Origin of the sequence: Lachnoclostridium sp. An131, assembly GCF_002160825.1 — a bacterium.
In the GTDB taxonomy this organism is placed as follows: domain Bacteria; phylum Bacillota; class Clostridia; order Lachnospirales; family Lachnospiraceae; genus Laedolimicola.
The window spans coordinates 87,212-105,497 of sequence record NZ_NFLI01000015.1 but is presented as its reverse complement, the minus strand read 5'-3'; the positions used below and the strand labels follow the sequence as shown (position 1 = coordinate 105,497).

15 protein-coding genes and 1 pseudogene are annotated in these 18,286 nt (G+C 51.0%); 13 read left to right on the top strand and 3 right to left on the bottom strand.

Annotated features, from left to right (window positions below; translation table 11 throughout):
• Nucleotides 1–301 precede the first annotated feature (301 nt).
• Nucleotides 302–1,162 carry a metallophosphoesterase gene (locus tag B5E77_RS13050; RefSeq protein WP_087165793.1) on the top strand — a complete coding sequence of 287 codons (861 nt, stop codon included), beginning with the start codon at nt 302–304 and terminating at the stop codon, nt 1,160–1,162.
• A 182-nt stretch (nt 1,163–1,344) separates the two neighbouring features.
• Nucleotides 1,345–2,211 (top strand): annotated as a pseudogene (locus B5E77_RS17315) (nitroreductase family protein).
• 15 nt (nt 2,212–2,226) lie between these two features.
• Here the strand turns inward: B5E77_RS17315 and B5E77_RS13040 are convergent.
• Together B5E77_RS13040 and B5E77_RS13035 are read right to left on the bottom strand one after the other, a co-directional pair.
• Nucleotides 2,227–2,889 carry an HAD family hydrolase gene (locus B5E77_RS13040; protein WP_087165785.1) on the bottom strand — a complete coding sequence of 221 codons (663 nt, stop codon included), beginning with the start codon at nt 2,887–2,889 and terminating at the stop codon, nt 2,227–2,229.
• Nucleotides 2,890–2,892: 3 nt separating this feature from the next.
• Nucleotides 2,893–3,228, bottom strand: a complete 336-nt coding sequence (locus tag B5E77_RS13035) for a winged helix-turn-helix transcriptional regulator (RefSeq protein ID WP_087165784.1) — start codon at nt 3,226–3,228, stop codon at nt 2,893–2,895.
• A 143-nt stretch (nt 3,229–3,371) separates the two neighbouring features.
• Between B5E77_RS13035 and B5E77_RS13030 the strand changes: the two genes are divergently transcribed.
• The 11 genes from B5E77_RS13030 to B5E77_RS12975 all read left to right on the top strand — a co-directional run bounded on the left by B5E77_RS13030 (nt 3,372) and on the right by B5E77_RS12975 (nt 16,630).
• Nucleotides 3,372–3,920 (top strand): flavodoxin family protein, encoded by a 549-nt coding sequence (locus B5E77_RS13030; RefSeq protein WP_087165783.1) that lies wholly within the window; start codon nt 3,372–3,374, stop codon nt 3,918–3,920.
• A gap of 235 nt (nt 3,921–4,155) precedes the next feature.
• Nucleotides 4,156–5,070, top strand: coding sequence for a glycyl-radical enzyme activating protein (locus B5E77_RS13025; protein WP_242963737.1), 915 nt, complete (start codon nt 4,156–4,158; stop codon nt 5,068–5,070).
• A gap of 60 nt (nt 5,071–5,130) precedes the next feature.
• The gene (locus B5E77_RS13020) at nt 5,131–7,521 is read left to right on the top strand and encodes a pyruvate formate lyase family protein (RefSeq protein ID WP_087165782.1); all 2,391 of its coding nucleotides are present in this window, start codon (nt 5,131–5,133) and stop codon (nt 7,519–7,521) included.
• A gap of 70 nt (nt 7,522–7,591) precedes the next feature.
• The gene (locus B5E77_RS13015) at nt 7,592–8,620 is read left to right on the top strand and encodes a GntR family transcriptional regulator (RefSeq protein WP_087165781.1); all 1,029 of its coding nucleotides are present in this window, start codon (nt 7,592–7,594) and stop codon (nt 8,618–8,620) included.
• A 50-nt stretch (nt 8,621–8,670) separates the two neighbouring features.
• Nucleotides 8,671–9,990: a sedoheptulokinase gene (locus tag B5E77_RS13010; RefSeq protein ID WP_087165780.1), complete on the top strand. Its 1,320-nt coding sequence runs from the start codon at nt 8,671–8,673 to the stop codon at nt 9,988–9,990.
• Between the two features lie 367 nt (nt 9,991–10,357).
• Nucleotides 10,358–11,791: a phospholipase D-like domain-containing protein gene (locus B5E77_RS13000; RefSeq protein WP_204248056.1), complete on the top strand. Its 1,434-nt coding sequence runs from the start codon at nt 10,358–10,360 to the stop codon at nt 11,789–11,791.
• A gap of 47 nt (nt 11,792–11,838) precedes the next feature.
• Nucleotides 11,839–13,272 (top strand): tRNA (N6-isopentenyl adenosine(37)-C2)-methylthiotransferase MiaB, encoded by a 1,434-nt coding sequence (miaB, locus tag B5E77_RS12995; protein ID WP_087165778.1) that lies wholly within the window; start codon nt 11,839–11,841, stop codon nt 13,270–13,272.
• Nucleotides 13,273–13,377: 105 nt separating this feature from the next.
• A complete protein-coding gene (locus tag B5E77_RS12990; protein WP_087165777.1) occupies nt 13,378–14,130 on the top strand; it encodes a hypothetical protein in 753 nt (250 codons plus the stop codon).
• A gap of 21 nt (nt 14,131–14,151) precedes the next feature.
• Nucleotides 14,152–14,745 (top strand): 5'-deoxynucleotidase, encoded by a 594-nt coding sequence (gene yfbR, locus B5E77_RS12985; protein WP_204248055.1) that lies wholly within the window; start codon nt 14,152–14,154, stop codon nt 14,743–14,745.
• Nucleotides 14,742–15,797 (top strand): zinc ribbon domain-containing protein, encoded by a 1,056-nt coding sequence (locus tag B5E77_RS12980; protein ID WP_087165776.1) that lies wholly within the window; start codon nt 14,742–14,744, stop codon nt 15,795–15,797. The genes yfbR and B5E77_RS12980 overlap by 4 nt, the downstream gene beginning before the upstream one ends.
• A 2-nt stretch (nt 15,798–15,799) precedes the next feature.
• Entirely contained in the window at nt 15,800–16,630 is an 831-nt protein-coding gene (locus B5E77_RS12975; RefSeq protein WP_087165789.1) for a deoxyribonuclease IV, read from the top strand.
• Nucleotides 16,631–16,772: 142 nt separating this feature from the next.
• Here B5E77_RS12975 and B5E77_RS12970 read toward each other — a convergent pair whose 3' ends face one another.
• Nucleotides 16,773–18,125, bottom strand: coding sequence for a hemolysin family protein (locus tag B5E77_RS12970; RefSeq protein WP_087165775.1), 1,353 nt, complete (start codon nt 18,123–18,125; stop codon nt 16,773–16,775).
• Nucleotides 18,126–18,286: the final 161 nt, after the last annotated feature.

The window sequence follows — 18,286 nt, the reverse complement described above, 5'->3', positions numbered from 1 at the left end:
TTGTAGTATACCGAGCTCCCTACAAGAAGAATTATAAAGAAAAACTAAGCTCAGGAAAAACATTTTCATAACGTTTTGTGCCTGAGCAAAGCGAAAGGAATGGATATAAGGATGAAAAGTTAAGAAAGATTTTATAGGAAATGGCAGAACTTCTTCACGGTGTGTATGGAAATCTGCTGAAGGTGTTTTCCATTATTGATGTAAATTTTGTGTACCGGTTAGCATTTAAAGAATGTAATAGTTGAACGGAGCTGCAGAAAATATGTTTGATGCAGATGCGATAAAAGGATTCCTTGACCAAATGAAAAGCAAATCTCAATGGTCGACAGCAGGGAAAATATTCTGCCTGGCGGCTGTACTGTGCCTGTTTATTTTTATTGCACTGGATAAAAGGCTGACAGTGCGGACATACCAGGAGACAACGCCTTTTCTGCGGGAGCCTGTACGTCTGACGGTGATCACAGATCTGCATGCTGGCATCTACGGGGAGGGACAGAATGATTTATTAGATGCGATATCCAGACAAGAGCCAGATGCTGTTTTACTGGCCGGAGATATCGCAGATGATGAAGTGCCAGGCGACGGCGTCTGGATGCTGGTTTCGAAGCTTGGTGGGAAATATCCGTGTTTTTATGTGTCAGGAAATCATGAATTCTGGAGCGGCAGAGCGGAAGAAGTGAAGCAGGAAATGGAAACATACGGTGTGGAAGTTTTGGAGGGAGAAGGCAGGTTACTGGAAGTACAGGGACAAAAGCTCCAGATCTTTGGCGTGGACGATCCCGACTGCTTTGGAAATGGTGCCCGCTTAACCGACGGAACGTCGGAAGAATGGCAGGCACAGCTTGCCTCCTGTAAATACCAGAGGGAAGAGGGTGTCTATTCGATCCTGTTGTCTCATCGACCGGAATTGGTACAGGATTATAAGGACAGCGGATTCGATCTGGTGATTTCCGGACATGCGCATGGAGGCCAAATCCGAATTCCGTGGATATTAAACGGACTGTATGCGCCCAATCAGGGATGGTTTCCTGAATATGCAGGAGGAAGATATGAGCTGGGAGAGCATACAACGATGATTGTCAGCCGGGGACTATGCCGAAATGAGCTGCCAAGGGTGTTTAATCGTCCGGAATTGGTTGTGGTGGAAATCACTCCTGAATAGACAAAGCTTCTCATAGGATAAGCTTTTGATACTCGTAAGAATACTGCAAAACAAAATTTACCGGAAATACATAGGTTACCCAAAGGTAACCATCTGACAGAAAAGTGCCTGCTTGCTAAGATCCTGCGGTTTTTATAAAATATCAATAAGAAAAAAGAAAACGAGAGAAAGCAGGTGGACGCATGAATCCAGCAGAGTTTATGGTTAATGATAAGTGCATTGGCTGTGGTAAATGCATCCGGGTATGTCCCGGAGGCATTCTTTATATGGGAGAGGACAGAAGACCGCGGATAAAAGAATTTGAAGAGTTTGGCTGGAATGGCTGCTGGCAGTGTGAACACTGCCTGGCTGTCTGTCCGGAAGCTGCGGTAAGTATCCTGCATCACCGGCCGGAGGACAGTCTTCCAGTGCCGGAACCGGATACAGCGACCCCTGTCATGGATGCACTCACAGCCAGCCGCCGCTCCTGCCGCAGATATCAGAAGCGCAATGTGCCGCGGGACGTGATCGAGGATATGATATCTAGGCTTGCCAATGCTCCGAACGGCGGAAATAAGTAGCTTGTAGAATATACTCTGATAGATGACATGGAGCAGATAGACTATTTCCGGAATATCGCTTACAGAGAAATGGAGCGCCTGGCGGCTCAGGGGCTCTATCCGGAAGGCTTTGGGAAAGAAGCGTATGAAGATATGAAGCGCTGGGAAAAAACAGTGAGGCCGGACATGCTTTTTTGCGGAGCGCCTCATATCCTGATTCCGCACGCACCGCTTGGACGGGGAGAGCCTGTTCAGGATGTCGTGATTGCGGGCACCTATTTTGAGCTTCTGTGCGCCTCCAGAGGACTCGGGGCCGTGATGATGACATTCCCGCTCAGTGTTCTGAACCTGATGCCGGAGATTAAGGCGATGCTGGAAATACCGGAAGAACATTATATCGGGATGATGATAGGATTTGGATATCCGCAAATCCCTTATGCGAGGGGGACGCAAAGGACTGTGGAGCAGAAGCGGGTGCACCGTCTTTCCTTCACAAACAGCGATACATAGAATACGCGTCAGGAGCTATGGCGACGCTTTTTCTGTTTGCAGATAATTAATTACCTGTGACAGAGAATCGACGACAGCCAGCGACTTTTCCAGAAATTCTTTTCCTGGTCTTTTCATATCGGGCACGCAGATCACCGGGATGTCGGCTGAAAACGCAGCCTGTATGCCTGCTTCGCTGTCTTCCAGCACCAGGGAATGTTCGGGCGCAATCCCGGTTTTCCCGCAGGCTGCAAGAAAAATATCCGGGGCAGGCTTCCCATTGGGAACTTCATATCCAAAGGTCAGCGTGTCAAAATAGTGGTCTACATCGTGATGTTTTAATATGGTAAGCGCTCTTTCCCTTACGCTTGAGGAAGCGAGAGAGATTTTATATTTGTGTGTTTTCAGAAATTCAAGGAGCTCTTTGACGCCTTCTTTCAAATCGAATCCTGTCTGGACATATTTTTCTTCCAGAGCCGTCGAAATGGCCAGTCCCTCTTCCAGGGAGAGGGGCAGATGAAAATCCTGTATGACAAGGTTCATGTTATGTACGGAGGATCTGCCGCACAGATTCTGCGCATAATAGTCGATCGGAAAACCACAGCCATATTTTTTCATCCATTCCTGATAGATCTTATAGGAGACGGCTTCGCTGTCGATCAAAAGTCCGTCCAGATCAAAAATCACAGATTGAATCATAAGTTATCCCTCCCTGTTTTTATCACCCCATTCGCACATTCCGTCCAGAATCGGAATCAGAGATTTTCCCCGTTCTGTCAGACTGTATTCGACTTTGGGCGGAATCTGGGGATATTCCTCTCTGTGAACGAGCTGATCGGCTTCCAGCTCCTTTAAGCTGGAGCTGAGCGTTTTGTAGGAGATGCCTCCGATATATTTTTTCATCTCATTAAAGCGGACGACACCGAATTCCATCAGGGTATAAAGGATCGTCATTTTATATTTTCCGTTAATCAGAGACAGGGTATAGTTGAAGCCGGTAGTCTCTAAGGATTCGTTTGAGATACAGCGTTTTCCCATTTTATACTCTCTTTCAGGTAAGTATATAAAGTATATGTTAGTATCGCACTTTTATGTGCGTACTTGTTTTTTGTTTCATTCTGATTATGATTATAATATGAGAACTGGAGACAGTCAATCAGAGATTATGGAGGAATGAATGTATGAGTAAGAAAATTGTGATTTTAAATGGAAGCCCCCGCAGAAACGGAAACACCTCAACCCTTGTAAAGGCTTTTACGGAAGGAGCCGGGAGCGCGGGCCATACGGTGACAGAATTCTTCCTGGACCGTATGGAAATTCATGGCTGTAAGGGCTGCTTCGGAGGCCGCAGCAGCCGGGAATGTCCCTGTGTACAGAAGGATGATATGATACAAATCTATGCGGCAGTACGGGAATGCGATGTGATTGTCATGGCATCTCCGCTTTATTACTGGAATATGAGCGGACAGCTCCGCACCGCCGTGGACCGGCTTTTTGCACTGGAGGAAGGTGATGGCAATCTTCTGAGAGGTCATGACCGGTCCTGCGCGCTTCTGATGGCAGCAGAAGGAAACGGATTTGAAGATGTGGTTCAGTATTTCGATCATCTGATGGAACACCTGAGATGGAAAAATCTGGGCCATGTGCTGGCCGGTGGAAATGGAGATGTCGGTGATATCCAGGGAAAGCCGGAGATCGAGCAGGCCAGAGCACTTGGCCGGGCGGTGTGAAACGCTGGCCCCGCCGCATTCCTTCCTCGAGATACAGAAACAGGAGCCTTCACAGATGCCTGGGCTTACCAGGCCTATGAAAGCTCCTGTTTTTCTTCTGGTTCTCATTGACGAATTTTCAGAGGACCGATATAATAATATTAAACAATTGGTATTGTGCTGTAATACCAATTTGCGAAGCTGCTGAACAGAACAACACAGGCAGGAAGCTGCCGGAGAAACGATATGGTGAGTTATGGAAGAAATCATTCCTGAAACAGGAGCAGAAGAAAAGAAGCAAACGCTGAAAATTTTTCAGAAGGGCTTCAACTATTCTCAGGACGGCGCAGGAAACCGGCTGGTCTACCATCTGCAGGGCTGTAATATGAAATGCCCCTGGTGCTCCAACCCGGAAGGCATGGATAGAAAGGGCGTACTTCTGACAGAAAGGGAGTGGCTGACAGAGGAATGCTGCCCCAGGGGCGCCGTGCAAAACGGGCGGCTTGACAGAACCGTCTGTGAAGGCTGCAGCGACTATGCCTGCATCCGGAGCAAAAGACAGAAGGGCCTCCGCTTTTCCTGCCAGACCTTCCGTGTGGAAGAGATAGTAGAAGAAGCCGTCCGTGCCAGGCCGATGTTTTTTGACGGAGGAGGAGTAACTCTCACCGGAGGCGAGATCAGCATGCAGTTCGATGCAGTAAAGGAGCTGCTGCAGGAGCTGGGAAGAGCCGGAATTCACCGCGCCATCGAGTGCAATGGCAGCCATCCGCGAATGCCGGAGCTGATTTCTCTCGTGGACGAATGGATCATGGACGTAAAGCATTACGATGAGGAGATACATAAGCAGTGGATTGGCGCCTCCGGCAGGCAGACCCTGGAAAACCTGGAGAAGGTGACGGCTGTGCATCCCCATGTGCTGATCCGGGTGCCGCTGATTCCGGGCTTCAATGATTCTCCGAGGGACGCTGCAGGCTTTGCGGCCCTGTTTGAGGAAAAAATCCGGGGACCGCATACCAAAGTGGAATTTCTCGTCTACCATGAATTTGGAAAGGCCAAGTGGGAGCAGTGCGGAGAGGAATACCGGATGCCGCCGGGCCGCATAGCGCCGGGGACCGTAGAATATTTTGAAAGGGCGCTTCAGGAAAAGGGAATTTCCTGCATCCGGACCTGAAGGGCTGCTGTTTCGTAACCTTTATTACCACAAAATCCGTATTGGGGAAAGGAGCTAGTCATGAGAATTGAAACTGTTTATTCTGCAGAGGAAATTACGGAACTCGCAAAAGCGCGTTTTAAGGAGGAGAGAGCCCTGAATCACCTGGAAGGCTGGTTCCTTGCCAGGGAGATTGCCATGGAATGCGACAGAACCTTTGCGTCTGAGCCGGACTGTATCCGCATAGGACGTACGCTGGTGGAGGTGATGACACGTATTCCGCTGACGCTGGGAGATTATCACCTGTTTGCAGGCAGCCAGGATGATGCCTTTGCCCGTTCCTACGCGCTGATCAATCCTTCCTTCGAGGTGAAGTCCTTTGAGGGATACTGTGATCCGGTTCAGGTATTCGGGGATATCAGCCCGATCGGTGATATCACGGCAGAACGGATCGAGCATGTAAAGGATTACTATTCAAAGAACGATTTTGCAAAGACACTGACGGCAGCCTATGCTTCCGCAGAAACCTATACAGAAGAAGTGATTTTCTTTATGGAGCAGGTGACCGGACATGTAGTTCCGGATGTGAGAGACTATCTGAAAAGAGGAGCCCTGGCAGTCCGCAGGGATATCGAAAAGAAGCAGGATGAGACGGACGACGCGCAGAAAAAGCAATATTATGAAGCGATGAAGTACAGCATCGATGCGCTTCTTGTCCTCGCAGGACGCTATCAGCAAATGGCGCAGGAAAAGGCGGACGCCAGCGAAGGAAAGACAAAGGAGCGTTACCAGCTGATGGCAGATACCCTGCAGAAAGTGCCTGCTTATGGAGCGGGAGATCTCTATGAGGCCATACAGTCCTTTATCCTGATCTGGCAGAATATGACCGTAGAGCAGACGCCGAATCCCTTTGCCCTTTCTGTGGGAAATGCAGACCGGATCTTTGAGCCATACCGGGCCGCAGAAGACACAGGCCGGGATATGACAGCCGCCCTTTTGAAGCATCTGCTGGTATTCTTCAACGTAGCAGACCGGAGCTGGGCGATTTCACAGAGCCTGCTGGTCGGAGGAAAGGACCGCGCAGGAAATGACCTGACAAACGCCACCTCCTATGCGCTCTTTGACGCCTATTTTGACATGAACCTGCCCCAGCCCATCCTGTCCGTAAAGCTGCACAAAAACACGCCGGAGAAGCTGTACGAGGAGATGGGAAAATTCTTCTTTACGCCGGGCGTGCTGACCCCCTCCCTGTTCAACGATGACGCCCTCTTTGAGGTGTTGCGGCGCAGGGGCGTGGATGAGGAGGATCTGGAAAACTACTCCGTCGCAGGCTGCCAGGAGCCGCTGATTATGGGAAAGGACAACGGAAACACGACAAATTCCTGGCTGAATCTCCCGAAGGTTCTGGAGCTGGTTCTGCAGGATGGAAAATCAGAGATATCCGGAAAGCAGCTGGGAAAGACCTGGAAGGAGCTGGGCTATGACAATAGCCTTGACGTGCTGAAAAATATCCGCGAAATCTATTATAAGGAGCTGGAACGCTATACGGGAGAAATGGCCAGTGCAGCGAACGGGGCCTCTCAGGCGGTTTCTCTGTATCAGGTGCCGTTCCTCTCCTCGATGATGGGCGGAATCGAAACCGGCATCGATATGAGGGACACCAAGCGGCAGGGCACGAAATATAACGGAAGCGGCTGCCTGATTCACGGAACAAGCGTGCTGGCAGATTCCTTTATCGCCATCGATACTTTGCTTGCGGAGCGTCCTCAGGATGCAGACCGGATGCTGGAGGCCCTGCGCACGAACTTTGAACAGGATGAAGAGATGCGCCAGTACCTGCTGGCCTGCGACAAGTTTGGAAACAATATCCGGAAGGTGGATGAAGAAGCCGCTCAGATCGTAGAAAGGACAGCAGCAATCGTAGCTTCCCAGAAAAATTACCTTGGGAACCCATTCCGGCCGGATTTCTCTTCTCCCTCCACACATCTGATGTACGGATACTGGGTGGGAGCAACGCCGGATGGAAGAAAGGCAAGAGAAATGCTGAACTACGGCGTAGATCCTCTGTTTGGAGATGCTTCCGGCGGCCTGGGCATGCGGATGCTTTCCAACAGATACCTTCCGTTTGAGACGATGAGCGGAGGCTGCGCGTCCCATTTCGGAATCAATCCTGGTTATTTTAAGGGAAAAACCCTGGAGGAGAAAGGGCTGGAATTCCGGGACAAGATTTTCCGTCCGCTGTTTTTCAACGAGTACGACGAAGGAAGGGTTTCGCCGTTCTACCTGTATGTAAATGTCACGACGCCGGAAATGCTTCGAAAGGTCTTGAAGGATCCAAAGAAACATGCGCCCAGCGGCGTATATATCGTCCGTATTCACGGAACCTTCGTCAATTTCCTGGATCTTTCACCTGAAATTCAGGAGGATATTATCAAGAGGCTGGATCCTGCTTCTACCGCAATGAGCGCTTAAGAGCAGCTTCCACGGATTTGCAGAAAGGAAGAGAGGACCGGAAGTACCGGCCCTCTTCAGGGCAAAAGAGATGCGGCAGAAATCAGAGAACCTTTATGGAGATGTCAGGGGATATCTATGCAAGGCAATCTACAAGGGACAATATGAAGATGGAGAGCTGCTTCCTCCGGAGCGGAAACTGGCGGAAGAGCTGGGGGTCAGCAGGGTGACTGTACGGAGGGCGCTGGATCTTCTGGAGCAGGAACGCATTATTTCCCGCGTACAGGGGAGCGGAACAAGAGTCTCCCTGTATTATGGGCCAAGAGACGGACAGATGGATATTGTGACTGTAGTAGCTCCTGCACAGAATGAATTCTTTTCCAGAATGATTGACGCAGTGCAGACCAGGGCCGATGCGCAGGATTCCCTCGTCCTGTTTCAGCAGAAGCCGGCCGCTGTGCCTCTGGAAAGCTGCCTCTACCGGATTTACAGCAAGGGATTGAGAAACCTGATTCTCTGGAAGGAGGACATGGCGCTTTCGGAAGACGCGGTCCGGAAGCTGAAGGGCCTGGGTATGAACATCGTTTTATTTGACGCGGTAGACGGAGGCCCATATGTGGATGCCGTCTGCCTGGACAATGCCGGGACAGTACGCAGGCTGCTCACCTATATGAGGCGCAAGGGCTGTAAAAATACAGCCTATGTCAGCTGGGACAATCTGCAGATTGGCAGCCTGAAGCTCCGGGAGGACACCTTTCGGAAGTATGCGCCTGACGGAAAGGTGATTCCTATTCCCTATGAATACCACAACAGAACAGAGCGGATTCCGCAGGAGCTTCTGCGGGATGCACTGGAGCAGATCGAAGCGTGCGACAGCATCCTCTACGCAGTAGGAGAGCTGGGAATGGTCTGTGAAGGGATTCTGCATGACAGGGGAAGCTCCCGGCCGGCTGCCATGATTGGAATGATGCAGGGAGCGGGAGAGCTTGGGATCCATGTGATAGAGCAGGATTTTCCGGCAATGGCGGATCAGATTTTCCGGCGTCTGGCACAGCAGAACAGCCAGGACAGCGGATGGGCGCCGAAGACCTGCCGGGTCAAAGGAAATACGGTTGTATAAGGATTGGAAGCGGCGGGACAAAAAAGCCCTGCCGGACGGAGGAATAAACGATGTATGCTGCTGGAATTGATATCGGAACCACTACGATCAGTATTCTGCTGTTAGATCCGGACAAAAAGACCCTGATCGGGCGCAGGACAATGGAGCATAATTCTTTTTGTGAAGGAGATGCCGCAGACAGCAGGCTTCAGGATCCGGAACAAATCTGGAGCATAACCCGCGGCGCCCTTCGGGAGCTTTTCGCGGAGTACGGAAAACCGGATGTAATCGGCCTGACAGGGCAGATGCACGGCATGCTCTACGTGAACGCTGCGGGAGAAGCGGTAAGCCCGCTCTACACCTGGGAGGACGGCAGCGGAAACCGGCTGCTGAAAAATGGGCAGACCTGTGCAGAGCTTTTAAAGGAGCAGGTGGGAACCGCCGCCTCCGGCTATGGGCTCACTACCCATTATTATCTGCAGCAGACCGGACGGATTCCCAGAGAAGCTGTAAAAATGACGACGATCAGCGATTATATCGCAATGAAGCTAACCGGGAACAGGGAGCCTGTGATCGCGGCGGACATGGCGGCGAGCTGGGGCTGCTTTGATCTGGAACGAGGTACCTTCTCCCTGGACAGGCTGCGGGCAGTGGGAGCAGATGTCTCGTATCTTCCGCCCGTCTGTGCCTCCCACTGTGTCATAGGGCGGACTGCGGAAGGGATTCCCGTGGTTTGCTCCATGGGGGATAATCAGGCCAGCGTGGCAGGAACCCTGCAGGATCTGCAGGATACGCTTGTGCTCAACATAGGGACAGGAAGCCAGGTATCCATGCTTACCTCCGCTTATCTGGACTGCGGCACAAGCGGCATAGAGCTTCGTCCCTTCCCTCCCGAGAGTTACCTCATGGTGGGAGCGGGCCTCTGCGGAGGCAGGGCATATGCCATGCTGGAGCAGTTTTACAGGGAGGTATCAGGCGTACTGTCCGGACAGATGTACGATCAAATGCTCCGGCAGGGCGAACAGTTTCTCGAAAAATATGGAAGAGACCGCGCCTGGAGGATTTTTACAACCTTTTCAGGTACCAGAACAAATCCGGAGGCATGCGGGAGAATGGAAGGGATCCGCGTGGAAAACTTTCATCCAGGGGCGATGACTGTCGGCATGATCGCCGGCATTCTGGAGGAGCTTTACGGATATTATGAAAGGATGTGCCAAATCAGCGGACAGCGCGCAAAAAGAATGGCCGGATCCGGAAATGGCCTGCGCCGGAATGCGCTGATGCAGCAGCTGGCGGAAGAAATATTCGGGATGCCGCTGCAGATGGCGGCCTTTCAGGAGGAGGCGGCCTGCGGAGCGGCATTCTGTGCATCTGGAATCCTTAATCTGTAAGTATGGGTACGGCGCATCAATTCTATATCACAAAGCTTCGGGACATTTTCCTCTTCGTATTTTCGGAATGATCTTCGGAAGCCTGCTTCTGATCGGCGGTTTTCATACACAGATCGTCGTAATGTTTGATAACTGTGACAGCAGGCTTTTTGCCGGATATATGAAAGAATATGAAGGAGGCCCTCCGGCTTTACTGCCGGAGAGCTGGCCGGCTCCTGAAAACGCGGAAGAAAGGAAGAACGCAGGAGGTATGAAAAAACAGTTGCAATCCTTTTGATTTGATAATACAATAAGGTCTGGAGAGGAACCGACACGTCAGCTCCTCTCCATTTTTACGGACAAAAGCGAAATCTGAAAGGAGCAGCGAATGATACGATTTTTCAGGCGGCATAAAATTCTCTGCCTGCTGCTGTTCATACTTGCCTATCTTATCATGGGGGCCACGGCTCCCTTTTTGTCGTATAAAAAGATAGAGGAGAACACGGTAAACCAGTTTGATCCGGCAGCCTTCCGGATGGAGGGCGCAGGCCCTGAGCGGGTCGCGCTTCTGGAAACTAACATGAGCGCCTGGGAGGAGCGCATGCGCCTTCTGGAGCAGGCCGAGGAGCGGATCATTCTTTCTACCTTTGACATGCGGGAGGGGGAAAGCACCCGGGACATTCTGTCCGTCCTTCTGGCGAAGGCGGAGGAGGGCGTGGAGATTCGGATTCTTGTAGACGGCGTCAGCGGTGCGGTGCGTATGCAGGGGCGGGAGCTTTTCTATGCGCTTTCTTCTCATCCAAACGTGGAAATCCGGATTTATAATCCTCTGAATCTGCTGACCCCGTGGAAGCTCATGGGGAGAATGCATGACAAATATGTGATCGTAGACGAAAAGGCCTACCTTCTGGGCGGGCGGAATACCTTCGACTATTTTATTGGAAATTATACAGAGGAAAATGTAAGCTATGACCGGGAGGTTCTCGTCTATAATACAGAGCCTGGAAATCCGGACACCTCTTTAAAGGAGCTTGAGGCATACTTCGAGGGCGTCTGGAATCTGGACGTATGCAAGCCCTTCCATGACAATGAAAAGCTGGCTGATAAGAAAAAGGTAAAGGAAGAAAGAGAGCTTCTTACAGAGCGCTATCATAATCTGAAGGCCGAATATCCCGAGCTTTTCGACGGCTCCTGGGACTACGAGGCACATGCCTATGAGGCTGGAAGGATCAGCCTTCTCTCAAACCCCACGCACATCTACGGCAAGGAGCCTGTGCTTTTTTATGAGCTGATCCAGCTTATGAGCCAGGCGGAGGAACGGGTGATTTTTCAGTCGCCCTATGTAGTCTGCAATTCCTGGATGTATGAGGAGCTTGCAGGCCTTGCAAAAAAGGTTCCGGATACCCGGATCCTTCTGAACTCTGTGGAAAATGGGGATAATTTTGTGGCCTCCAGCGATTACCTCCGCCATAAAGATGAGGTGGTCGCTACGGGAATCCAGCTCTACGAATACGATGGAGGAACCTCCAATCACGGAAAAAGCGTGCTGATTGATCAGGATTTGTCTGTCGTCGGATCCTATAATCTCGATCTGCGGAGCACCTACCTGGATACGGAGCTGATGCTGGTGGTACAGAGTGAGGAGCTGAACCAGGAGCTGGAAGGCTATCTGACAGCGATGCAGGAAAGCTCCAGGAAGGTCATTGACGCAGACACCTATGAGCTCCCTGAGGGGCTGGAGGTGCAGACTGCACCGGTTTCAAAGCGGATCGCCTGGGCGGTGTTTGGATTTATTCTCCAGCCGTTCCGGTGTCTTGTCTGAAGGCTGTCTGCAAAGCAGGCAAAATACAATAAGCGAGGAAGAATGTCATGAGCAATTATGCGGAAATTCAGGCGCAGGCCCCTGCTGCGGAGCCTGAACGCCAGTACTATTTCATAGAGGTATGCCGCCAGAAGGTTCAGGAGGAAAGCAAAAGGCTGGGCCGTCCCCTGACCTTCTGTGTAACCACCTTTGGCTGCCAGATGAACGCCCGGGATTCGGAAAAGCTGGCCGGGATCCTGGAACAGGTCGGCTATCAGCCTGTACAGGAGGAGGATGCCGATTTTGTGATTTACAACACCTGCACAGTCCGGGAAAACGCCAACCTGAAGGTGTACGGCCACCTGGGACTTTTAAAGCACCGGAAAAAGGAGCGGCCCCAGATGCGGATCGCCCTCTGCGGCTGCATGATGCAGGAACCGGATGTGATAGAAAGGCTGAAAAAAAGCTACCGTTTCGTAGATCTGATCTTCGGTACTCACAATATTTTTAAGTTTGCAGAGCTTCTGGCCGAAAGCCTGGAGTGCGGCGGCCAGGTGATCGATATCTGGCAGGGGACAGACCAGATCGTGGAGGATCTGCCCATTGAGCGGAAATATTCCTTCAAATCCGGCGTGAACATCATGTTTGGCTGCAACAATTTCTGCAGCTACTGCATCGTTCCCTATGTGCGCGGCCGGGAGAGAAGCCGGAAGCCGGAGGATATCCTGAAGGAAATCCGTTCTCTGGCAGCAGACGGCGTGACGGAGATCATGCTGCTTGGACAGAATGTAAATTCCTACGGGAAGACCCTGGAGGAGCCTTTGTCCTTTGCGGAGCTCTTAAGGAGAGTGGAGGAAATTGAGGGAATCCGCCGGATCCGTTTTATGACCTCTCATCCAAAGGATCTTTCTGACGAGCTGATTGCGGTGATGCGGGATTCCAGGAAAATCTGCCGCCATCTGCATCTTCCCCTGCAGTCCGGAAGCAGCCGGATCCTGAAAGCCATGAACCGCCGCTATACGAAGGAGCAGTATCTGGAGCTGGCAGGGAAAATCCGCAGGGAAATTCCGGATATCTCGCTGACGACGGATATCATTGTGGGCTTCCCGGGCGAGACGGAGGAGGATTTTCTGGAGACTCTGGATGTGGTGCGCCAGGTTCGTTATGACAATGCCTATACCTTTATATACTCAAAGCGGACAGGCACGCCTGCGGCTGTCATGGAGGACCAGGTGCCGCCGGAGATCACAAAGGACCGCTTTGACCGCCTGCTTGCGCTGGTACAGGAATCTGCAAAGTCTCAGACCGCCCGCTTCGCCGGGACGGTTCAGGAGGTGCTGGCAGAAGAGGTGAACGATCACAGGCCTGGCTTCCTGACCGGCAGAATGAGCAACAATCTTCTGGTACATTTTCCCGGAGATGAGACACAGATAGGAGCGTATCTGAACGTACGCCTGGAGGAATGCAAGGGCTTCTATTATATGGGAAAGGTAATAGAATAAAACCATATTTTATCCGGTCATCAGCCGGGGGCTTTTTTAATGACAGCGACGTGAAATTGTGCTATACTTTTTATTAGAATGCAGAAGAGAAGCGAGGAAACATGTATGGAAATGAAGCGCTGCTGCCTGCGGTACCCATATCTCACGGTAAAGACGCAGAACGGACCTTCTTTCGGCGGAAGCCAGACCTGGTGCAGCTCCCGCATTATGCGCAGATCCGGCTGCGGGGTCGTAGGAATGGGAGATATCTTACTTTACATGGGGCTCCACCGTCCTTCCTGCAGCACTGATCTGCAGTATGGAATCCAGAGGGAGGACGGAGACCTGTCTTATCCTCGGTATGAGCGCTATCTGCGCAGGATCCGTAGAAAATATCTGGGTATTATTCCTGGTCTTGGCGTTCCGGGTTTTCTGATCCCGCATGCCATGAACCGCTATTTCCGCCATTATAAGATGGAATTTCGCGCCAAATGGTGCATCAGCCAGGGAAAGCTGTACGAACGGGTAGAGAACAGCCTGGCCCATGATCTTCCTGTACTTCTCGCTATCGGACAGAACATACCGTTTTGGAGCCGGCATAAGCTTGTACTGTACCGCCAGGAGAACGGGGAATATCTTCCGGCCACGGAGGTAAAGGCTCATTTCGTGGTTGTGACCGGACTGGAAAACGGGTATTTTCAGGTATCCTCCTGGGGAAAGGAATATTATATTTCCTGGCAGGAATACCAGAAATATGCAAAGAAATACAGCAGCTTTCTGGTGAGCAACATCTGCCTGATATCTGCGAAGGAGGCTTCCGGAAGCAAGAAGCGGAAAAAGAAGGGCTCCGGCGCCGGCACAGATGACGTTTTCAGTTGATTCTGTCAAAGAAAGAAGGGTATGATGAACAGCTTTTTTGCAATGATGTCCCGTATGAAATATATTGACCGCTGGGCGCTGATGCGCAATTCCAGGCAGGAAAACTTAAGCGAGCACAGCCTGGAGGTCTCCATGATCTCTCATGCTCTGGCGGTGATTGGAAATTCCTGTCTTGGGAAAAGCCTGGATGCGCAGAAGGCGGCTGTGCTTGGCATGTACCATGACGCCACGGAAATCATCACGGGCGACATGCCGACACCGGTAAAATATTATAATTCGCAGATCAAGGACACCTATAAGGATATCGAACATCAGGCAGCGCAGAGCCTGCTTTCCATGCTGCCGGAGCCGATGCGGGAGGCATATCTGGAGATTTTTGAAAAGCAGGAGGAGGACGCCTACCTCTGGAAGCTTGTGAAGGCCGCCGACAAGCTTTCCGCCTATATCAAATGCATCGAAGAGGAGCAGGCGGGAAACCGGGAATTTACAAGTGCGAAGGAGATGGCGCTGAACCATATCCAACGCATGAAGCTTCCCGAAACAGAGCTGTTTTTGGAATATTTTATAGACGCTTACGGAAAAAATCTGGATGAACTTACAGGAGGAGAGAAATGAGTGAGAACAGAGATTATGGCTTCTGCCCCCGCTGCGGAGCTCTGATGCGGGACGGTGTATGCAGCAGCTGCGGCTATACCAGCCGGCCTTCGGCCCAGCCGAATGTGCCTGGCGGCGCCGGACAGGGACAAGCCGCCCAGGGAAATCCCGGTCAGCAGCCTTATGGAACAGCCGGCCAGCCCTATATGCAGGGAACACCCTATGTGCAGGCTCAGGAGCGCAAAAAAAGTAAAAAGGGGCTCTTTATTGCACTTGGCGTTATCGCTGGAGTGCTCCTGTTGATCGGCCTTATCCTGGCGATTGTATTCTTTGGCCAGGCAGTGGGAAGAGCAGTCTCTTTGGAACAGGAAAGCTCCAATGACAGCTATGACGACTATTATGACGACGGCTATTACGATGATTACTATGATGATTACGAGTATTATGAGCCCAGCGAGGACGATCCCTACTACCGGGAGATTGTAGATTCCACAAGAACGGATCTGGATTATGGAATCTCCTGGATCGTGGATTCGATTACCCCGGACGACGTTGAGGATTACTGCACCTACTATTCCACCTATCCTCTGCTGACAGGCGGCGACGGCGCCTATGACGCAGTCAATGATACCATTGCAGAGAAAGCGCTGGAATACAAGGATACCTACAGCGATTATTCAGGCGGCTGTACCACCTACGGATATGTCACATATATGGATGAGACCAGAATCAGTGTCGTCTTCCAGCACAGCATTTATGAGGAAACTCAGACTATTCCGCGCGTAAGCGCTCTGACCTTTGATCTGGAGACAGGGCAGGAGATCACCCCGGACCAGATGACAGAGATTGATGATGAGCTTGTAATGCGTTTCCGTTCACAGAACGAAACACAGAACGGCAGCATAGAGTTTATAGACAATGCAAGCGATGAAGAGCTTCTTGCGCTTCTGCAGGATCCGGACCAGAATATCTTTTTCTATTCTCCGGTAGGACTGGAGGCAGGCTTTAATTACGACAGCGAGGAATATGGCGGCGGCTGGGTCACCGTCACCCTGAAGGATCTGGCCTTATGAGCATGAAGATAGGAAGCCATATCTCGTCAGCCAAAGGATATGAGGCCATGGGAAAGCAGGCCCTGAAGCTTGGGGCCTCCACCTTTGCCTTCTTTACCCGGAATCCCCGGGGAGGAAGCGCCAAAGCGATCGTACAGGAGGATGTGGAAGGATTTCTGGCGCTCTGGAGAGAAAAGGGATACGGAAAAATCGTCGCGCACGCACCCTATACGCTGAATGCCTGCTCGGACAAGGCGGAGGTTCGCCGGTTTGCCAGGGAGGCGTTTGCTGAAGACCTGAAACGCATGGAATATACGCCGGGAAATTACTATAATTTTCATCCGGGAAGCCATGTAGGGCAGGGCACAGAGGAAGGCATCCGCCTGATTGCAGAGCTCTTAAACGAATGCCTGTATGATGAGCTGACTACAACAGTACTTCTGGAGACAATGGCCGGAAAGGGCAGCGAGATCGGAAGAAGCTTTGAAGAGCTGCGCGCCATCCTCGATAAGGTTGTGCTTTCAGAGAAGGTGGGAGTCTGCCTGGATACCTGTCATGTCTGGGACGGCGGCTATGATATCGTAAATGATCTGGACGGCGTGCTGGAAAAATTTGACCGAATCATTGGCCTTGGCCGCCTGAAGGCTGTCCACATCAATGACAGCATGAACGGCCTCGGCAGCCATAAGGACCGCCATGCCCGGATAGGAGAGGGGCAGATAGGCTGGGAGGCCTTTGTACGCATCATCAACCATCCGGCTCTCAGGGATCTTCCTTTTATTCTGGAAACGCCAAATGACGATGCGGGCTGGACAAAGGAGATTGCCATGCTCCGCAGGGCATACAGGGATTAGCCCCGGTTGCCGGAATGCATGGAAACGTTGAAAATAAACGTTCGTCCATATTTAATATGAGAAGGGGCGCCGGCAGGCTGTAAATCTTTTGTTTCACAGCCTGCCGGCGCCCCTTCTCATGCATTGCAATGATTTAAATTTATTATTTTTCTTCCTTCTGTTCCTCCTCAGAAGAGGCCTCGTCCTCCGGAAGCTTTGTGACAAGCACCTGTTCAATCCGCTTGTCCTGAATTTTCTGAATCTCAAAGCGGAGGCCGTCTACCTCCACCGTCTGAAGATCATTTTCCTCCGGAATATATCCAAGCTCATCCAGCAGAAGCCCGGATATGGTATCATGGCTTTCGGATTCCAGCTCGGTATCCAGCTCATCATTCAGATCGTTGATGCTGACAAGGCCCTTCAGCAGCCAGGTATGATCGTCAATCGCCTCAATCTTAGGCTCATCATCATCATCCCCGGTATCATCAATAGGTCCCATCACTTCCTCAACCAAATCCTCGATGGTAACGATGCCTGAGAAGCCGCCATACTCGTCAATCAGTACGGCAATATACTGATGCGATTCCTGAAGCTCCTTAAAGAGCTCATCGATATTCTTGCTTTCCAGTACAAAATATGGCTTGTGCAGCAGCGAACGGATATCCACATGCTCAAAGCCGCAGCGGCGCGCTTCCAAAATGAAATCCTTCATATAGAGGATACCGATGATATTGTCGATGTCCTCCTCGTAAACCGGAATCCTGGAATGGCGGGTCGCCAGCATCTCATCCAGATAAGAGGAGAGCGGTTCGTCCACGTCGATTGCATAGACGTCGGTGCGTGAGGTCATGACCTCTCTTGCGAGAATATCATCAAATTCAAAAACCGAATCCAGCATTTCAGATTCATATTCGTCAAACAGACCGGATTCCACACCGTTTTCGATCAGAGCGCGGATCTCAGCTTCCGATACTTTTTCCTCTGATACTTCATCGTGCATTCCCACCAGACGGAGCACCAGCCCTGTGGACACGGAAAGCAGCTTGACAATCGGCGCCGTGATTTTGGAAAACACCCGAATCGGGCCGACTACAAACATACTGAAGGATTCAGCTTTCTGCTGAGCGATGCGCTTGGGCACCAGCTCTCCCAGCACCAGGGTAAAATAAGACAGAATCAACGTGATGATGACTACAGATATCGTATCACTGTTCGGGATATGTAGATTCACCAGCACAGCCTCAAGCCGTTTGGAAATACCGGTAGCGGCAGAAGCACTGTTGAAAAATCCTGCCAGTGTGATTACGATCTGGATCGTCGAGAGAAAACGTGAGGGTTCCTTCAAAAGCTCCAGAACGAGGGCGGCTTTCTTATTGCCCTCCTCAGCTTTTTGCGACAACTTGCTCGGGCTGGCGGATACAAGCGCCATCTCCGCTCCGGCAAAAAACGCGTTCAATGCCGTCAGAAATACAAGCAAAAGTAACTGCAGCCATAAATTGTCAGGGTCAGGATCCATAGAAATAAAACCTCCTAAAAATAAAATAGAAATATATAACGCTTTCCATTCTAACACAAATCTGACTTCCGCTCAAGAAATTTTTAATTTTTCCTGAATTTGTTGTTTTTTATATTACCTAACGGTATAATAAAAAGAAAGTGAGTCTTGAAATAAAAATC

What these genes read in the sequence shown, in the direction of transcription:
- B5E77_RS13000 (WP_204248056.1), top strand. Translation starts at nt 10,358, where the DNA reads ATGATACGATTTTTCAGGCGGCATAAAATTCTCTGCCTGCTGCTGTTC.
- B5E77_RS13015 (WP_087165781.1), top strand. Translation starts at nt 7,592, where the DNA reads ATGCGGCAGAAATCAGAGAACCTTTATGGAGATGTCAGGGGATATCTA.
- B5E77_RS13040 (WP_087165785.1), bottom strand. Translation starts at nt 2,889, where the DNA reads ATGATTCAATCTGTGATTTTTGATCTGGACGGACTTTTGATCGACAGC.
- miaB (WP_087165778.1), top strand. Translation starts at nt 11,839, where the DNA reads ATGAGCAATTATGCGGAAATTCAGGCGCAGGCCCCTGCTGCGGAGCCT.
- B5E77_RS12975 (WP_087165789.1), top strand. Translation starts at nt 15,800, where the DNA reads ATGAAGATAGGAAGCCATATCTCGTCAGCCAAAGGATATGAGGCCATG.
- B5E77_RS13050 (WP_087165793.1), top strand. Translation starts at nt 302, where the DNA reads ATGAAAAGCAAATCTCAATGGTCGACAGCAGGGAAAATATTCTGCCTG.
- B5E77_RS13030 (WP_087165783.1), top strand. Translation starts at nt 3,372, where the DNA reads ATGAGTAAGAAAATTGTGATTTTAAATGGAAGCCCCCGCAGAAACGGA.
- B5E77_RS12970 (WP_087165775.1), bottom strand. Translation starts at nt 18,125, where the DNA reads ATGGATCCTGACCCTGACAATTTATGGCTGCAGTTACTTTTGCTTGTA.
- B5E77_RS13020 (WP_087165782.1), top strand. Translation starts at nt 5,131, where the DNA reads ATGAGAATTGAAACTGTTTATTCTGCAGAGGAAATTACGGAACTCGCA.
- yfbR (WP_204248055.1), top strand. Translation starts at nt 14,152, where the DNA reads ATGATGAACAGCTTTTTTGCAATGATGTCCCGTATGAAATATATTGAC.
- B5E77_RS13010 (WP_087165780.1), top strand. Translation starts at nt 8,671, where the DNA reads ATGTATGCTGCTGGAATTGATATCGGAACCACTACGATCAGTATTCTG.
- B5E77_RS12990 (WP_087165777.1), top strand. Translation starts at nt 13,378, where the DNA reads ATGGAAATGAAGCGCTGCTGCCTGCGGTACCCATATCTCACGGTAAAG.
- B5E77_RS13025 (WP_242963737.1), top strand. Translation starts at nt 4,156, where the DNA reads ATGGAAGAAATCATTCCTGAAACAGGAGCAGAAGAAAAGAAGCAAACG.
- B5E77_RS12980 (WP_087165776.1), top strand. Translation starts at nt 14,742, where the DNA reads ATGAGTGAGAACAGAGATTATGGCTTCTGCCCCCGCTGCGGAGCTCTG.
- B5E77_RS13035 (WP_087165784.1), bottom strand. Translation starts at nt 3,228, where the DNA reads ATGGGAAAACGCTGTATCTCAAACGAATCCTTAGAGACTACCGGCTTC.